Here is a 16068-nt window from a genome sequence, read left to right as displayed (position 1 = left end):
GCGTCATCCACCCTACAAAATCAGCCTTCACAAGACATCGCACACAAAAAAGCCCGCAGACTTATGGCCTGCGGGCTTTTTACTTTTACGGCAAGCGCTTAAATAGGGCGGCTGCCGTACTTGCTGTCCGGCTTTTTGGGCGGATCAGAGACCACATTCGGCTCGACTTCCTGCACCTTGCCACCACGGGAGAGGAACTCTTCCATGGCGCGGGCCAGCGCATCACGCTCTTTCTGCTTGGCTTCGATGCTCGGCAGTTCTTCTACGTCGACGGCGGCTTTAGCCTTTTTGCCTTTGCTGGCGGGTACGACTTCGTCGTCACCATCGCCATCATCGCTGCTATCGCCATCATCGGCGGCAGCCAGCTCCTCGCCTTCGTCCTCGTCGGCGCCTTCTAATTCGTCTTGTTCCAGATCTTCGTCGCTCATGTTCCAACCTCATGACTTGCGAAAAGCAGAGTAGTTATAGCCCAGCTGCGTCAGCTTTCTAACGTCGCTGATAAAAAATCCAGTGGCCTTGCCTTGGGCTGAGCGCTGCTCATCGGCAAATTGCGCTCAACGGCGCGCATTCTAGGGTCTGTTGCCGCTCCATCACAACCGCGCGCACGCTGAAAAACCACAACCTTGAACTGGCTGCAGAAAAAATTGCCTGGAGCAATTTTTAACGTCGCGCAGCGACGGCCCGGAGGGTGGCCGCCAGGGATGGCAGGCTATAAAAAAGGGCGCCCTGAGGCGCCCTTGTTGAAACCCGAGGAAATCAACGCTTGGTGAATTCCGGATAGGCTTCCATACCGCATTCGGCGATGTCCACGCCTTCGTATTCTTCTTCCTCGCTGACACGCAGGCCGATCACCAGTTTGATGATGGACCAGACGATCAGGCTGGCCACAAAGACCCAGGCGAAGATCGCGCCGATACCCAACAGCTGTGCGCCAATGGTGGCGTCGCTATTGGTCAGGCAGACAGCCAGCAGGCCCCAGATACCGACCACACCGTGAACGGAGATGGCACCGACTGGATCGTCGAGCTTGAGCTTGTCCAGGCCAAGGATCGAGAACACCACCAGCACGCCACCCACGCCGCCGATCAGGGTGGCTTGCAGGGCAGTCGGGGTCAGCGGCTCGGCAGTGATTGCCACCAGGCCAGCCAGGGCACCGTTGAGGGCCATGGTCAGGTCAGCCTTGCCGAACAGGATGCGCGCCACGATCAGTGCCGCGATCAAGCCACCGGCAGCCGCCATGTTGGTGTTAACGAACACGTTGGCCACGGCGTTGGCATCTTCGATGGTACTCATCTTCAGCTGCGAGCCACCGTTGAAGCCAAACCAGCCCATCCACAGGATAAAGGTACCCAGCGCTGCCATTGGCAGGTTGGCACCCGGGATGGCGTTGACCTGGCCGTTCGGGCCGTACTTGCCTTTACGTGCGCCGAGCAGCAGTACGCCAGCCAGAGCAGCAGTCGCACCGGCCATGTGCACCACGCCAGAACCGGCGAAGTCGAGGAAGCCCGCTTCGTTAAGGAAACCCGAACCCCATTTCCAGAAGCCCTGTATCGGGTAGATGAAACCGGTCATGACCACAGCGAATGCCAGGAAGGCAAACAGCTTCATGCGCTCAGCCACGGCACCGGAAACGATCGACATGCAGGTTGCGGCAAACACCACCTGGAAGAAGAAGTCCGAACGAGCCGAGTAGTAAGGGGCATCGTCACCGCCAGCCAGAACCGACTCAACGCTGTTCTCGTCACCCAGCAGGAAGCCCAGGCTTGGCAGGATGCCGCCTTCTGGACTGGAGTACATGATGTGGTAGCCGATCACCAGGTACATGATGCTCGCCACTGCGTACAGGGCGATGTTCTTGGTGAGAATTTCGGTGGTGTTCTTGGCTCGCACCAGACCGGATTCGAGCATGGCAAAACCCGCTGCCATCCACATTACCAGGGCGCCGCAAACCAAAAAGTAGAAGGTATCAAAACCGTACTGCAATGCAGTCAATGCTGTGTTGTCCATGGTTCACCTCTTGCCGTGCGCTTTTTAGCGCTATTCGGTTAAGACGTCCGGGTTGGCGCCGGACGCGCTCCGTGTGCTTACAGGTTGTAGCCGCGCTCGTTATGCAGGGCGAGATCGAGACCGATGGTCTCTTCCTCTTCGCTGACACGCAGGCCCATTACTAGGTCGATCACTTTCAGAATCACGAAGGTCACCACCGCGGTGTACACCACGGTGAAGGCCACCCCCTCGAACTGGATCCACAACTGCGCCGGAATATCTTCCACCGTGCCGAAGCCACCCAAGGCCGGTGCGGCGAACGCCCCGGTGAGAATGGCACCGACAATGCCGCCCACGGCATGCACGCCGAACACGTCGAGGGAATCGTCATAACCCAGCTTGCGTTTCAGGCTGGTGGCGCAGAAGAAACAGATCGCCCCACTTGCCAGACCAATCGCCAGAGCGCCCATCGGCCCCGCCGTACCGGACGCCGGAGTGATCGCCACCAGACCCGCCACAGCGCCCGAGGCAATGCCCAGAACGCTTGGTTTGCGGTGAGTGATCCACTCGGCGAACATCCAGCTCAGCGCCGCGGTAGCGGTGGCAATTTGGGTTACCAGCATGGCCATACCGGCGCTACCGTTAGCGGCCAGTGCAGAGCCTGCGTTGAAGCCGAACCAGCCGACCCAGAGCATGCTTGCGCCGATCAGGGTGTAGCCAAGGTTGTGCGGCGGCATGGCAGTCGTTGGAAAGCCCTTGCGTTTGCCCAGCACCAGACAGGCCACCAGGCCGGCGATACCGGCGTTGATGTGCACCACGGTGCCGCCCGCAAAGTCGAGCACGCCCCAGTCCCACATCAATGCACCATCGCCGCCCCAGACCATGTGCGCGATGGGCGCATAAACCAGGGTGAACCACACCGCCATGAAGATCAGCATGGCCGAGAACTTCATGCGCTCGGCAAAGGCACCGACGATCAACGCCGGGGTGATGATGGCGAAGGTCATCTGAAAGGTGATGAACACGCTCTCTGGAATCCCAGCCACCAGGCTGTCCAGGGTCAAACCAGATAGGAAGGCTTTGGAGAAACCGCCGACGAAGGAGTTGAGGTTGACCACCCCTTGCTCCATGCCAGTGGTATCAAAGGCCAGGCTGTAGCCGTAGACGACCCACAGAATGCTGATCAACCCGGTTACTGCAAAACACTGCATCAACACCGACAGCACGTTCTTCGAACGCACCATGCCGGCGTAGAAAAGCGCCAGACCGGGGATGGTCATAAACAGCACCAGTACAGTGGCGACCAACATCCAAGCGGTGTCGCCGCTGTTCAGGCTTGCCTCTTCTGCCATGGCAAAGCCAGGAACGAGAGACAAAAGGGCTCCTAGCCCTGCGATTTTTCGCAGAGTCATGGTTTAACTCCTGGGGCGTGGGGTTCGTTCGGAGGCTTAAACTGCGTCGGTGCCGGTTTCGCCGGTACGGATGCGGATCGCCTGTTCCAGGTTTACAACGAAAATCTTGCCGTCACCGATTTTGCCGGTGTTAGCAGCCTTGGTGATGGCCTCAATCACGCGATCGAGTTGATCATCAGCGATGGCCACGTCGATTTTCACTTTTGGCAAGAAATCGACCACGTATTCAGCGCCGCGGTACAGCTCGGTATGGCCTTTCTGACGACCGAAGCCTTTGACTTCAGTGACAGTGATGCCCTGCACGCCGATCTCCGACAGTGACTCACGGACGTCGTCCAGCTTGAACGGCTTGATGATGGCAGTGACTAGCTTCATGTAACTCTCTCCCGTGTATGGTGGACTTGCCCCAGGAATTACGAACCCGGCCCAAGTCTAAGCGCAGTGCCTGGCTTTTGTAATGCATCGCAGCCCTGACCCAGCGGCACCGATGCTCACCAACCGCTCCCGACGAAACACTTCCCCGCTTCGCCTGACGCACCGGAACTGCATCGGTGCATGCGTCAGCAGAGACAAAGCAGAAAGCTTGCCAGATCAGGCAAAACCGATTTATTTCATGCAGTTACCCGTTAAACAGGCGTTTTAGCGCGGTAATAGCCAACAGCCAGCGCACAACAACGGTGCAACGGCCCGCCAAGCAGCGCGCGAAAACTGTGCAGAACCTGCCAACGCCGTTCCGGACCCGCCCGGCAAGCCAGATAAAGCTGCGTGCTACACTGCCGCCACCTGTAAACGGAACCTCACCATGCTGCCACCTAAAGCCCTGTTAGACGCCCTGACCACCCATGCCTCGCGCCTGTTCAACGGCGACGCCCCCTTGCCCCGCGGCGAATTCGAAGCCCAATTCAAAGTGCTATTGCAGAGCGCCTTCAGCAAGCTCGACCTGGTCAGCCGCGATGAGTTCGACAGCCAGATGGTCGTACTGGCCCGCACCCGCGCTCGCCTGGAAGCCCTCGAAGCTAAAGTCGCCGAGATGGAAGCGCGCAGCGCAGACGCCCCAGCCCCCAGCGAGTAACGCCCGCAGCGGATGCATCAGCCGATCAAGGAGTGATCGATGTCCCTGGCCATAGTCCACAGCCGCGCCCAGGTGGGAGTTGAAGCCCCCTCCGTCACTGTTGAAGCCCATCTGGCCAACGGCCTGCCCTCGCTGGCACTGGTCGGTTTGCCGGAAACCGCCGTCAAGGAAAGCAAGGACCGCGTGCGCAGCGCCATCCTCAACTGCGCCTTCGATTTTCCCCCACGCAGGATCACATTGAACCTGGCTCCAGCGGACTTGCCCAAAGACGGCGGGCGCTTTGACCTTGCGATTGCCCTCGGCATTCTCGCAGCCAGTGGCCAGGTGCCGGCCAGCGCGCTGGAACACCTCGAATGCCTCGGCGAGTTGGCGCTGTCCGGGGCGATCCGCCCAGTACAGGGCGTCTTACCCGCAGCCCTGGCCGCCCGTGCCGCCGGACGCACCTTAGTGGTGCCCAAGGCCAATGCCGAAGAAGCCAGCCTGGCGTCCGGGCTGACGGTGATTGCCGTCGAGCACCTGCTGGAAGTCGCCGCCCACCTCAATGGCCAAACGCCGATTGCGCCCTATCAGGCTCAGGGCTTGCTGCGCCAAGTGCTGCCCTACCCCGATCTGGCCGAGGTACAGGGGCAGATCGCCGCCAAACGCGCGCTGCTGGTGGCGGCGGCCGGCTCGCACAACCTGCTGTTTACTGGGCCACCCGGCACCGGCAAAACCCTGCTGGCCAGCCGCCTGCCGGGCCTGCTGCCACCACTGGATGAACAGGAAGCACTGGAAGTGGCGGCCATTCATTCCGTGGCCAGTCACACGCCGCTAAGCGCCTGGCCGCAAAGGCCCTTTAGAACGCCTCATCACAGTGCATCCGGCCCGGCGCTGGTCGGCGGGGGCAGTCGCCCGCAACCTGGCGAAATTACCTTGGCCCATCACGGCGTGCTTTTTCTGGACGAGCTGCCTGAATTCGACAGAAAAGTGTTGGAGGTCTTACGTGAGCCTTTGGAAAGCGGGCAAATCGTGATTGCCCGCGCCCGCGACAAGGTGCGCTTTCCCGCGCGCTTTCAGCTGGTGGCGGCGATGAACCCCTGCCCCTGTGGACATCTAGGCGATCCGTCCGGGCGCTGCCGCTGTTCCAGCGAGCAGATCCAGCGCTACCGCGGCAAACTCTCCGGCCCGCTGCTCGACCGCATCGACCTGCACCTCAGCGTGCCACGGGAAACCACCCGGCTGGATGCCAACGCCGAACCCGGCCCAAGCAGCGCCGAACTGGCCGCCCAGGTCGTACAGGCTCGCCAGCAGCAACAGGCACGCCAGGGCTGCGCCAATGCGCATCTGGATCTTAACGGCGTCCAGCAGCATTGCAGCCTGCAGGGCGAAGACCGCCAGTGGCTGGAAAACGCCTGCGAACGCCTCGGCCTGAGCCTGCGTGCGGCGCACCGGGTGTTGAAGGTGGCGCGCACCCTGGCCGACCTGGACAGTGCCGCGCATATCCACCGCAGCCACCTGGGTGAAGCCTTGCAATACCGCCTCAGTATCAGCGGTACCTGAATCGCAGCCATAAAGAAGCCCCGCATGCGGGGCTTCTTTATATGGAGCTAGAACCCTTACTGCTCGCGGCGGGCCAGCTGCTCACGACAGGCATCACCGAACGCCTGGAAGATTTTCACCGAGTGCGGGTTCTGCGCCGCCTGCCACTCTGGATGCCACTGCACCGCCAGAGTGAACTGCTCAGTGCCCGGCAGGTGAATCGCCTCAACCAGGCCATCGTCGGCATGGGCCAAGGCTTCGATGCCTTCACCCAGCTTGTCCAGCGCCTGACCATGCAACGAGTTGACCGCAAACGGCGCATCACCCATCAACTCGGCAAACCAACTGCCGGGTAACGCCTGTACGGTATGACTGTCGGCGTACTGCACATCTACCGGATCGCCGGAGTCCTCGCGGTGGTCATCAATGCCGTCGACCTCGTAAGCCTTCTGGTGAATATTGCCGCCCAGGGCCACGTTAATTTCCTGCATGCCACGGCAGATCGCGAACAGCGGCAGACCACGGGCCAACGCGCCGCGAATCAGTGGAATATCAAACAGATCACGGCCCTTATCCTGGCCCTTGGTCGGAGTCAGGTTTTCCTGGCCGTAGAGGGCTGGGTCGATATTGCTGCCCGCACCGGTCAGGTACACGCCGTCGACCATTGACAGGTATTGCTCGATATCGTCGGCGCCGCAGCAGCTCGGCGCCAGCAGCGGCACACAGCCAGACAGTTCAACCAGAGGAGATATGTATTTGTGGGTCATGACTTGATAGGCATGCCCTTTGCGCTCTTGAGCGCCCATGGACATCAGGACAACCGGTTTACGCGCGCCTGGGCGCTGTTTCGTATTGTTGTTGGACATACATCACCTTGGGGCAGCCGGGATTGGCTGCCGTTGTTGTGCAGAAGGCTGACGGCTGTCGCGCGCCTTCTGTTTTACGGCTGATTGTGCCTGTCTAGATGTCCGCCACAGCGGCATCAGCTGCGCAAGAAACGCTCACCTGGCAGTCACAACCCGGAAGCCAGTCTGCCAAAGCCGTAAAATATGTCAAACAAATAAGCGCGTATTGTTAAGAAATCAGACCGCAAGCAGCAGACAACTCAGCCCAAAAAACAAAGCAAGCTGCTGTTTTAACAGCATTAGTCTGATAAAGCCGCCAAACGATAGTCCAATATTTTTTACGCCTTATGCGCTGCCGTGCTAACGCGCCCGATTGCCCACCCGTTCGACCACGGGCAACTGCATCGCCGCCACATCCGCCACCAGATAGTCGCGCAAACGACGAAAACGCTCCTGGCCTCGGCGTGCCTTGGGCCATACCAGGTAGTAGCTGCAACCGCTGGGCACCGCGCTGGGCCATGGCAGGCCGAGCCGCCCTTGCGCGACATCCTCGGCGACCATCACCAGATCACCGATCGACACGCCATAGCCACGCGCCGCCGCCACCATGCCCAACTCCAGGGTGTCGAATACCTGACCGCCCTTGAGCGGCACCTGATCCGCCAGGCCCATTGCCTGCAGCCACTGTCGCCAGTCACGGCGATCTGGCGTCGGATGCAGCAGTTCGGCGGCCTGCAGACGTGGCAGATCCCAGGGCTGTTCGCTCAAGGATTCAGGCGCACAGACCGGAATCAACCATTCGGCAAACAGCTCGGTGCTCTCCCACTCCTCCGGGAAGTCGCCCTGACTGAGCAGCACGGCGCAGTCGAACGGCTCATGCAGAAAGTCCACCTTGTCCACGTCCATCCAGGCGCTGGTCAGTTGCACCTCACTGGCGCTGCTCAGGCGATAGCGCGACAGGCGCGCCAGCAACCAACGCATGGTCAAGGTCGACGGGGCCTTCAGACGCAACACCGCGTCGTCGACGCGCAGGGTGTTGCAGGCGCGCTCCAACGCCTCAAAACCATCGCGCAGCCCCGGCAGCAGCATGCGCGCGGTTTCGCTGAGTTGCAGGCTGCGGCCGCGGCGCTCGAACAGCCGGCAGGCGAAGTGCTCCTCCAGAGTGCGCACATGCCGGCTGACCGCACTCTGGGTGATCGCCAGTTCTTCGGCGGCGCGGGTAAAGGAGCTGTGCCGTGCTGCCGCCTCGAAAGCGCGCAGGGCATAGAGCGGCGGCAAGCGCTGGCTCACGACCGTAATCCATGAGTAATAGTCATGCGTGTCATCGCTATTATCCTTTTGTGCTGCCACGGCTGGCTTATGAGAATAGGCGCATTCTCTGCCTGCGCGGATGACCCGGGCAAGCCTTCTAACTGAGTAGAACTCATCATGCTGCATCCGCTTCGTGACGAACTGCGCGCCATCCTGAAACTCGCCGGGCCGTTGATTGCTGCGCAACTGGCACATGTACTGATGGTATTTACCGATACGGTGATGATGGGCCTACTCGGCCCCGCAACCCTGGCGGCCGGCGGGCTGGGCGCGGCCAGTTATTCCTTTGTGTCGATATTCTGCGTTGGGGTGATTGCCTCGGTCGGCAATTTGGTGGCGATCCGTCACGGCGCGCAAGACGCCGCCGGCGTTACCCGACTGACGCAGAACGGTCTGTGGCTCGGCTGGGGTCTAGCGCTGCTGGCCGGCCTGGCGCTGTGGAACCTAGGCCCGGCGCTGCTGTATTTCGGCCAGCAGCCGGAGAACGTCAGTGGCGGCATGCAGTTTCTCTCCACCCTGGTATTTGCCCTACCCGGCTATATGAGTTTTATGGCGCTGCGCGGCTTTACCAGCGCCATCGGCCGCCCTGGCCCGGTGATGGCCATCAGCATCGGCGGCGCGCTGGCCAACTTCATCCTCAACTATGCGCTGATCAAGGGCTGGTTCGGCCTGCCGCCACTGGGCCTGGCTGGCATCGGCCTAGTCACCGCCGTGGTGATGAATGTCATGGCGCTGCTGCTGGCCTGGCATGTGCTGCACCACAGCGCTTATAGCCCTTACCCGCTATGGCGCGGGCTGCTGCGGCCGGTCTGGGCCGAGCTGAAAGAGCTGCTGCGCCTGGGCCTGCCGATTGGCGGCACCTATGCGGTGGAGTCCGGGTTGTTTGCCTTTGCCGCGCTGTGCATGGGCGCGCTGGGCAGCACCCAGCTGGCGGCGCACCAGATCGCGATCATGTCGGTGTACGTGGCCTTTATGGTGCCGGTGGGGATTTCCTACGCGGTAACCTTCCGCATCGGTCAACACTTCGGTGCCGGCCGCCTGCTACAGGCACGCCACGCCGGTCGCCTGGGCCTGGGATTGGGCGCGCTGTGCATGCTGGGTTTCGCCTGCCTGTTCTGGCTGGCGCCGCACTGGGTGGTCGGACTGTTTCTCGACCACACGGACAGCACCTATGCCGAGGTGGTATCCCTGGCCGTAGCGCTGCTGGCGATTGCCGCCTGGTTCGAGTTTTTTGACGGCATCCAGACCATCGCCATGGGCGCGATACGCGGCCTCAAGGATGCCAAGACCACCTTCTGGGTCGGCCTCGGCTGCTATTGGGCTGTTGGGGCGCCACTGGCCTGGGCTCTAGCCTTCCCGCTGGGCTGGGGCGCTGAAGGCGTGTGGTGGGGGCTGGCCGGCGGCCTGGCCTGTGCCGCTATTGGCCTGACCCTGGGCTTTGAATGGAAGACCGCACGCCTGCTGCCACCGGCGGTCGCAGCAGTCACGTCACGCGCTAGACGCCTGGTTTCTTGAAGCGATAAAACAGATTGGGCTCGCTGACCAGATAGAGCACGCCCTGGTTATCCATGGCGATGCCCTCTCCCTGGGGCACACTGCGGCTCAGACCATTACGCCCACCGAGCAGCGACAAACTGCTGATCGGCTTGCCCTTGATATTCAGCTCCAGCACCAGTCGCGACTCATCGGACAACGCCAACAGATGGCCGCTGCGCTCATCAAACTGCAGACTGGACAGATCGCGGACAAACAACCCGGCATCGCGCTTCTGATCATCCACCACATGCACCGCGAAGGGTTGCTGCGGATCCCGCTGGGGGAAGCCGTGAATCTCGTAGATACGCATCGGATCGCGCTCCTTGGCAACAAACAGGCGCTGGCCGACCGAGTCGTAGGCCAACCCTTCAAAGCCCTTGTTGCCATTCAGGCCGATACCCAGGGAGAACTGCTGCGCCTGGTCGGCATGCAGCTCAGTGGTGGCATCGTCCACCCGCACTTTGATCAGACGATGCTGGCGCTCATCGCTGATGACGTACAAGCCAGGACTGATGTACTCGACTGCCTCGGCGTCGCCAAAACCATGTAGGTCGATACGCCGCAACAGCTCGCCATCCAGCGACAGCTCAATCAACTGCGGATTCTGGTTGGTCACAGTAAACAGGCTATTGCGGTCCGGATCGTAGGTCAGCGCAGAGACATCATCATTTAGCCCCTGAATCACCTTGGCCTCGATATCCACCTGGTAATCCGACAACAGCACGGAAGTTTGCAGCCCTTTGCCCGGTTGTTGCCATTGCTGCACATTGAACCAGGCACGCTCAAACAGACGGTACTCCTGGGCGGCCAAGCCAAGTAGCAACAGCGCCAGCGCAACCAGGCTGAGTAACAGGCGCTTCAGGGTTAAATGATCTCGCATGGCGCTTCACTCTCAACAATAACGGGGGACACAACGGCGTCAGCCCGAAGCAGAGCTTCGGGCTGACGCGGGCAGATGATGGATGCGGCTTACTTGACTAGCTCGAGGTACTCGACATCGATTTCGCGGCTGGTCAGGTCTCGGTCGACCTCGCCAGTGATTTTCACCTTAGCCGTTTCGGAAACGGCCTGGGCTGGCCAATGCTCATCGTCGATCTCAACATTGATGGTGCCGCTGGCGTCTTTAAACTCATACAGCTCATCCTGCAGACGCTTGACGATCTGCCCTTGCAGCACTACCGGCGTATCGTCGGCAGCGTCCAGCGCCGCAGCCACGGTGGTGACCTGAGCAGTGGCGCCTGGGCCGGTGTAACCGGTGGCCATCGCGGCAGTGGAAAACAGTGGGACCAGCAACAGAGCCAAAGTGAAACGCTTCATGGGTAACCCTCTAATCAGTTAGGTGATGGGGTCAGATTAGAGGGCCTAGCTGAAGCCAGGCTTAAACGGTGCTTAAGCCAAACTTAATCCGCAGCAGCGGGCTGTTCAGCCACCGGCTCCTTGCGCAGGACATAGAACAGGTTGGGCTCGCTGACGATATAGATATTGCCGGCCGAATCCATGGTTACCCCTTCGGCCTGTTTGATACCACTGCGCAGGCCATTCATGCCCGTGGCCAGGCTAATAAAACTGACCGGCTCACCTCCGCCGTCCACTTCCAGTAACAAGCGGGACTCATCAGAAAGCACCAGGGAGTTACCAGTTCGGGCATCGTAGGTCAGTGAAGAAATATCACGCAGAAACAAGCGTTCCGAGGACAGCGGTTGCAAAGTACCTGCGGCCCCATCCTCACCCGGGAACGGCATGCTGAATAACCCTAAAGGCGCACGCTCCTTGCCTAGCAATACACGCTTATTGCGCGAGTCCCAGGCGATGCCCTCGAAGCCATTATTGCCAGCGCCTGCAAAGCCGAGGTCAAACGAGGGATAGTCGGCAAATTCCAGACTGCGAGTTAGAGCGTCCAGCTTGAAAGTTGTCAGGGTATGCTTGCGCTCATCGATGATCGCCAAACGCCCATCAGTGAGCATTTCCACGCCTTCTGGATTGGCAAAACCATGCAGATCGATACGCCGCATCACCTGACCATCAAGTGACAACTCGATCAGTTGAGGATCGTAGCCAGTCACGGTAAACAGGGTATTGCTGGCGGCGCTGTAGGTGAGTCCCGACACCTCATCCAGCCCCTGCAACGGCTTGCCCTGTAATACGGCCCTATAGCCCGGCAGCCAGATGCTACGCGACTGTTCGGCAGCGCTCACCTGCTGTTCGTGAACCCAGAAGGACAGGCGATCGTCCCAGTGGCTATAACTGACCAGCAACCCACAGGCTACAAGCAATAACAGCAGGATTAGCCAGCGCAGACGCGCCAACCAAGAAATCCAGATCGACATCGCACACACCCAATAAGAACGATGGCTATCAGACTAGAGAGCAACGCTTAAGTTTCTGTTACGCCATCAGTCAGCGGGCACCTCCAGGTGCCCGTTACCAACGGGGCGACTCAGGCATTGCAGTCAGAGCGCGCGACTCTCGAAGTGGCTATGACCAACCAGCTCCAGCACCAGCTCATCGCCCTTGTGCAGCGGGCCGACCCCCACTGGCGTACCGGTAAGGATTACATCGCCAGGCTGCAGGCTGAAGTGGCCGCAGATATGTTGGATCATCGGCAGAATCGGGTTGAGCATGTCACGGCTGCTGCCGTCCTGACGCAGCTCGCCGTTGATCGAGAGACGGATGCCGATATCGGCCAGGTCTTCTACGACATCGCCCGGTACGAACGGTGCCAGCACACAGGCACCGTCGAAGGATTTGGCGGTTTCCCAGGGGTAACCCTTGGCCTTGAGCGTGGCCTGCAGGTCACGCAGGGTCAGGTCCAATGCCGGAGCGAAACCGGAGATAGCATCACGCACTTCTTCGGCGTTCGGCGTACGCGACAGCGGCTTGCCGATCAGTACGGCAATTTCCGCTTCGTAATGCACGTCACCCTTGCCCTCGACCAGGGTGAAGCCGTCATCCAGCGGCACCACACAACTGCCCGCCTTGATAAACAGTAACGGTTCGGTTGGCACCGGGTTGTTCAGTTCCTTGGCGTGCTCGGCGTAATTGCGGCCGATACACACCACCTTGCCCATGGGGAAATGGATATGGGTGCCATCGACATACTGATGCTGGTAACTCATAAGCAACTCCTGATGGGAATGCATAACGCCGCTCGTTGTGCGAGCAGGCGGCGTAGAGCGGTAACCCCGCCCTACGATCTGAATCGTTGATCGCCCATGGTGGACGAACCTTCACGGGCTGTCGTTGCGACCAAAGGTGCAGGCAACAGCCGCCACGCCATCAGAGCGGGAAGATTTTGCCTGGGTTCATAATCCCGTTCGGGTCGAACACCGCCTTGATCGCCTTCATATAGCCAATCTCGGCTTCCGAGCGGCTATAGGTCAGGTAATCGCGTTTGGTCATGCCCACGCCGTGTTCGGCGCTGATCGAGCCGTTGTACTTCTGCACGGTCTCGAACACCCACTTGTTGACCGTGGCGCACTTGGCGAAGAACTCGTCCTTGGACAGATTCTCCGGCTTCAGGATATTCAGGTGCAGGTTGCCGTCGCCGATATGGCCGAACCAGACGATTTCGAAATCCGGGTAGTGTTCGCCGACGATGGCGTCGATATCGTGCAGAAATGCCGGAACTTTCGAGACAGTAACCGAGATATCGTTCTTGTACGGCGTCCAGTGGCTGATGGTCTCCGAGATGTACTCACGCAGCTTCCACAGGTTCTGCAGCTGCTGCTCGCTCTGGCTCATCACCCCGTCCAACACCCAGCCCTGCTCAACGCAATGCTCGAAGGTGGCCAGTGCTGCTTCGGCGACTTCCTCGGTGGTGGCTTCGAATTCCAGCAGGGCGTAGAACGGGCAATCCGTTTCAAACGCTGGAGGCACGTCACCACGTGCCATGATCTTGGCCAGGGCCTTGTCGGAGAAGAACTCGAAAGCCGTCAGGTCGAGCTTGTTCTGGAAGGCATGCAGCACCGGCATGATCGAGTCGAAGTCCGGGGTGCCGAGCACCATCGCGGTAAGGTTCTTTGGTGCACGATCCAGGCGCATGGTGGCCTCAACCACGAAGCCCAGAGTGCCTTCGGCACCGATAAACAGCTGGCGCATGTCATAACCGGTGGCGTTCTTGATCAGGTCTTTGTTCAGCTCCAGCAGCTCGCCGGTGCCGGTAACCACCTTCAGCCCGGCCACCCAGTTGCGGGTCATGCCGTAGCGAATCACCTTGATGCCGCCGGCATTGGTACCGATATTGCCGCCGATCTGGCTGGAACCGGCCGAGGCGAAGTCCACCGGGTAATACAGCCCTTTGTCCTCGGCGAACATCTGCAGCTGCTTGGTCACCACACCTGGCTGGCAAACGGCGGTGCGATCGAATTCATTGAAGTCGAGAATCTGGTTCATATAGTCAAAGGCGACGACCACTTCGCCATTGGCTGCCACAGCGCCAGCGGACAACCCAGTACGGCCACCGGAGGGCACCAGCGCGACCTTGTGCTGATTGGCCCAACGGACGATAGCCTGGACCTGCTTGATGCTCTTGGGGAAGGCAATCGCCAGCGGCGCTGGGGCGAAGTGCTTGGTCCAGTCCTTGCCGTAAGCATTGAGGGAATCGGCATCGGTGAGCACTTTGCCGGGCTCAACCAGGGTCTTCAGCTCTTCGATCAGCGCAGGGTTGGTCATCTACGGAACTCTCAAACGATTCATGGTCACCCTGAGCACGCTTCATCTGCCAGGGTAGGTGTTTCGCGGGGCTCGTATGCTAGCATACGCCCCCCGTGAATCGTGCCCCCGCGCCGATCTGCGGCCTGCGGCCGGCGGCGCTCGGCCTCTTCCCTGACACTATTTGTGGGACAACAGGTACTCCGATGAGCAAGACCTCTCTCGACAAGAGCAAGATCAAGTTCCTTCTTCTTGAAGGCGTCCACCAGAATGCAGTGGACACCCTGAAGGCCGCTGGTTACACCAACATCGAGTACCTCAAGGGCGCACTCTCCGACGACGAGCTGAAAGAAAAGATCGCCGACGCGCACTTTATCGGTATCCGCTCGCGCACCCAGCTGACAGCCGAAGTGTTCGACTGCGCGAACAAGCTGGTGGCCGTCGGTTGCTTCTGCATCGGCACCAACCAGGTGGACCTCGACGCCGCCCGCGAGCGCGGTATCGCCGTGTTCAACGCACCGTATTCGAACACCCGCTCGGTAGCCGAGCTGGTATTGGCCCAGGCCATCCTGCTGCTGCGCGGCATTCCCGAGAAGAACGCCTCTTGCCACCGTGGCGGCTGGATCAAATCAGCAGCCAATTCCTTCGAAATCCGCGGCAAAAAGCTGGGTATCGTTGGTTACGGCTCGATCGGCACCCAGCTCTCGGTACTCGCTGAAGCCATGGGCATGCAGGTGTTCTTCTATGACACCGTGACCAAACTGCCGCTGGGCAACGCCACCCAGATCGCCAAGCTGCACGACCTGCTGGGCATGTGCGACATCGTGTCGCTGCACGTGCCTGAGCTGCCATCCACCCAGTGGATGATCGGCGAGAAGGAAATCCGCGCGATGAAAAAGGGCGGCATCCTGATCAACGCCGCTCGCGGCACCGTGGTCGAGCTGGATCACCTGGCCGCCGCGATCAAGGACGAGCACCTGATTGGCGCCGCCATCGACGTGTTCCCGGTCGAACCGAAGTCCAATGACGAAGAGTTCGAAAGCCCGCTGCGTGGCCTGGACCGAGTGATCCTGACCCCGCATATCGGTGGTTCGACTGCCGAAGCCCAGGCCAACATCGGCCTGGAAGTGGCTGAAAAGCTGGTCAAGTACAGCGACAACGGTACCTCGGTGTCCTCGGTCAACTTCCCTGAAGTGGCCCTGCCGGCGCACCCGGGCAAGCACCGCCTGCTGCACATCCACGCCAACATCCCGGGCGTGATGAGCGAGATCAACAACGTGTTCGCCGAAAACGGCATCAACATCTCCGGCCAATTCCTGCAGACCAATGACAAGGTCGGCTACGTGGTCATCGACGTCGACGCCGATTACTCCGATCTGGCGCTGGAGAAGCTGCAACACGTTAAAGGCACCATCCGTAGCCGCGTACTGTTCTAAGCGCGGCAACGATATGAAGAAGGGAGGCTTAGGCCTCCCTTTTTTATTGGCTATGTCCCAATCGCGTGTTGCATGGTCCGACCAACCGCCTCCTGGATACAGTGAACGGGCTGAATACGCTGCTGATAGCGTTCAAGCATGCGGCGCCAGCCCAGGTAGTTCGGGAGGTAGCGGGTGGCGACACCATGAAAGCGAGTCATCCAACTCTTCAGTCGGCTGTGGTAGGCATTAACATTCTGAATGTGGAAAGCACCCTGGCGTACCCGCTCGCCAGGGCGCGAGTGGACGACATGGTGAGTAAT

At 60.2% G+C, this 16068-nt stretch carries 15 protein-coding genes and 1 pseudogene; 4 read left to right on the top strand and 12 right to left on the bottom strand.

Annotated elements, in window-relative coordinates; genetic code table 11:
• Nucleotides 1-98: 98 nt before the first annotated feature.
• The 4 genes from sutA to glnK all read right to left on the bottom strand — a co-directional run bounded on the left by sutA (nucleotide 99) and on the right by glnK (nucleotide 3773).
• On the bottom strand, nucleotides 99-428 hold the full coding sequence (sutA, locus tag AACX99_RS10070; RefSeq protein WP_339411506.1) for a transcriptional regulator SutA: 330 nt from the start codon (nucleotides 426-428) through the stop codon (nucleotides 99-101).
• A gap of 328 nt (nucleotides 429-756) precedes the next feature.
• Nucleotides 757-2007, bottom strand: a complete 1251-nt coding sequence (locus tag AACX99_RS10065; RefSeq protein ID WP_339411504.1) for an ammonium transporter — start codon at nucleotides 2005-2007, stop codon at nucleotides 757-759.
• 77 nt (nucleotides 2008-2084) lie between these two features.
• Nucleotides 2085-3398 (bottom strand): ammonium transporter, encoded by a 1314-nt coding sequence (locus AACX99_RS10060; protein ID WP_339411503.1) that lies wholly within the window; start codon nucleotides 3396-3398, stop codon nucleotides 2085-2087.
• 36 nt (nucleotides 3399-3434) lie between these two features.
• Nucleotides 3435-3773: a P-II family nitrogen regulator gene (gene glnK / locus AACX99_RS10055; RefSeq protein ID WP_021700071.1), complete on the bottom strand. Its 339-nt coding sequence runs from the start codon at nucleotides 3771-3773 to the stop codon at nucleotides 3435-3437.
• Between the two features lie 427 nt (nucleotides 3774-4200).
• Between glnK and AACX99_RS10050 the strand changes: the two genes are divergently transcribed.
• Nucleotides 4201-4470: an accessory factor UbiK family protein gene (locus tag AACX99_RS10050; RefSeq protein WP_339411500.1), complete on the top strand. Its 270-nt coding sequence runs from the start codon at nucleotides 4201-4203 to the stop codon at nucleotides 4468-4470.
• A 39-nt stretch (nucleotides 4471-4509) separates the two neighbouring features.
• Entirely contained in the window at nucleotides 4510-6009 is a 1500-nt protein-coding gene (locus AACX99_RS10045) for a YifB family Mg chelatase-like AAA ATPase (protein WP_339411499.1), read from the top strand.
• A 56-nt stretch (nucleotides 6010-6065) separates the two neighbouring features.
• Here AACX99_RS10045 and AACX99_RS10040 read toward each other — a convergent pair whose 3' ends face one another.
• Nucleotides 6066-6854 (bottom strand): gamma-glutamyl-gamma-aminobutyrate hydrolase family protein, encoded by a 789-nt coding sequence (locus tag AACX99_RS10040; protein ID WP_339411498.1) that lies wholly within the window; start codon nucleotides 6852-6854, stop codon nucleotides 6066-6068.
• A 339-nt stretch (nucleotides 6855-7193) separates the two neighbouring features.
• Nucleotides 7194-8123, bottom strand: a complete 930-nt coding sequence (locus AACX99_RS10035; protein ID WP_339411497.1) for a LysR substrate-binding domain-containing protein — start codon at nucleotides 8121-8123, stop codon at nucleotides 7194-7196.
• Nucleotides 8124-8261: 138 nt separating this feature from the next.
• Here AACX99_RS10035 and AACX99_RS10030 point away from each other — a divergent pair, with 138 nt between their 5' ends.
• A complete protein-coding gene (locus tag AACX99_RS10030) occupies nucleotides 8262-9659 on the top strand; it encodes a NorM family multidrug efflux MATE transporter (protein ID WP_339411496.1) in 1398 nt (465 codons plus the stop codon).
• Here the strand turns inward: AACX99_RS10030 and AACX99_RS10025 are convergent.
• The 5 genes from AACX99_RS10025 to AACX99_RS10005 all read right to left on the bottom strand — a co-directional run bounded on the left by AACX99_RS10025 (nucleotide 9640) and on the right by AACX99_RS10005 (nucleotide 14351).
• Entirely contained in the window at nucleotides 9640-10560 is a 921-nt protein-coding gene (locus AACX99_RS10025) for an SdiA-regulated domain-containing protein (protein WP_339411495.1), read from the bottom strand. The two genes, AACX99_RS10030 and AACX99_RS10025, sit on opposite strands and share 20 nt — an antisense overlap.
• Before the next feature lie 89 nt (nucleotides 10561-10649).
• Nucleotides 10650-10997: a NirD/YgiW/YdeI family stress tolerance protein gene (locus AACX99_RS10020; protein WP_339411494.1), complete on the bottom strand. Its 348-nt coding sequence runs from the start codon at nucleotides 10995-10997 to the stop codon at nucleotides 10650-10652.
• Nucleotides 10998-11080: 83 nt separating this feature from the next.
• Complete coding sequence (locus AACX99_RS10015; protein ID WP_339411493.1) at nucleotides 11081-12007, bottom strand: SdiA-regulated domain-containing protein; 927 nt, start codon at nucleotides 12005-12007, stop codon at nucleotides 11081-11083.
• 123 nt (nucleotides 12008-12130) lie between these two features.
• Entirely contained in the window at nucleotides 12131-12796 is a 666-nt protein-coding gene (locus tag AACX99_RS10010; protein WP_339411491.1) for a fumarylacetoacetate hydrolase family protein, read from the bottom strand.
• Nucleotides 12797-12956: 160 nt separating this feature from the next.
• The gene (locus AACX99_RS10005) at nucleotides 12957-14351 is read right to left on the bottom strand and encodes an FAD-binding oxidoreductase (RefSeq protein ID WP_339411490.1); all 1395 of its coding nucleotides are present in this window, start codon (nucleotides 14349-14351) and stop codon (nucleotides 12957-12959) included.
• 185 nt (nucleotides 14352-14536) lie between these two features.
• Between AACX99_RS10005 and serA the strand changes: the two genes are divergently transcribed.
• Nucleotides 14537-15766, top strand: coding sequence for a phosphoglycerate dehydrogenase (gene serA / locus AACX99_RS10000; RefSeq protein WP_339411488.1), 1230 nt, complete (start codon nucleotides 14537-14539; stop codon nucleotides 15764-15766).
• Nucleotides 15767-15816: 50 nt separating this feature from the next.
• Here the strand turns inward: serA and AACX99_RS09995 are convergent.
• Nucleotides 15817-16068, bottom strand: a pseudogene (locus AACX99_RS09995) (IS1595 family transposase); the annotation flags it as partial.

The sequence above is a fragment of the Pseudomonas sp. EA_35y_Pfl2_R5 genome, from assembly GCF_963970805.1.
Taxonomy (GTDB): Bacteria; Pseudomonadota; Gammaproteobacteria; order Pseudomonadales; family Pseudomonadaceae; genus Aquipseudomonas.
The sequence above is the reverse complement of the archived record's forward strand: the minus strand, read 5'-3'. Positions and strand labels throughout refer to the sequence as shown.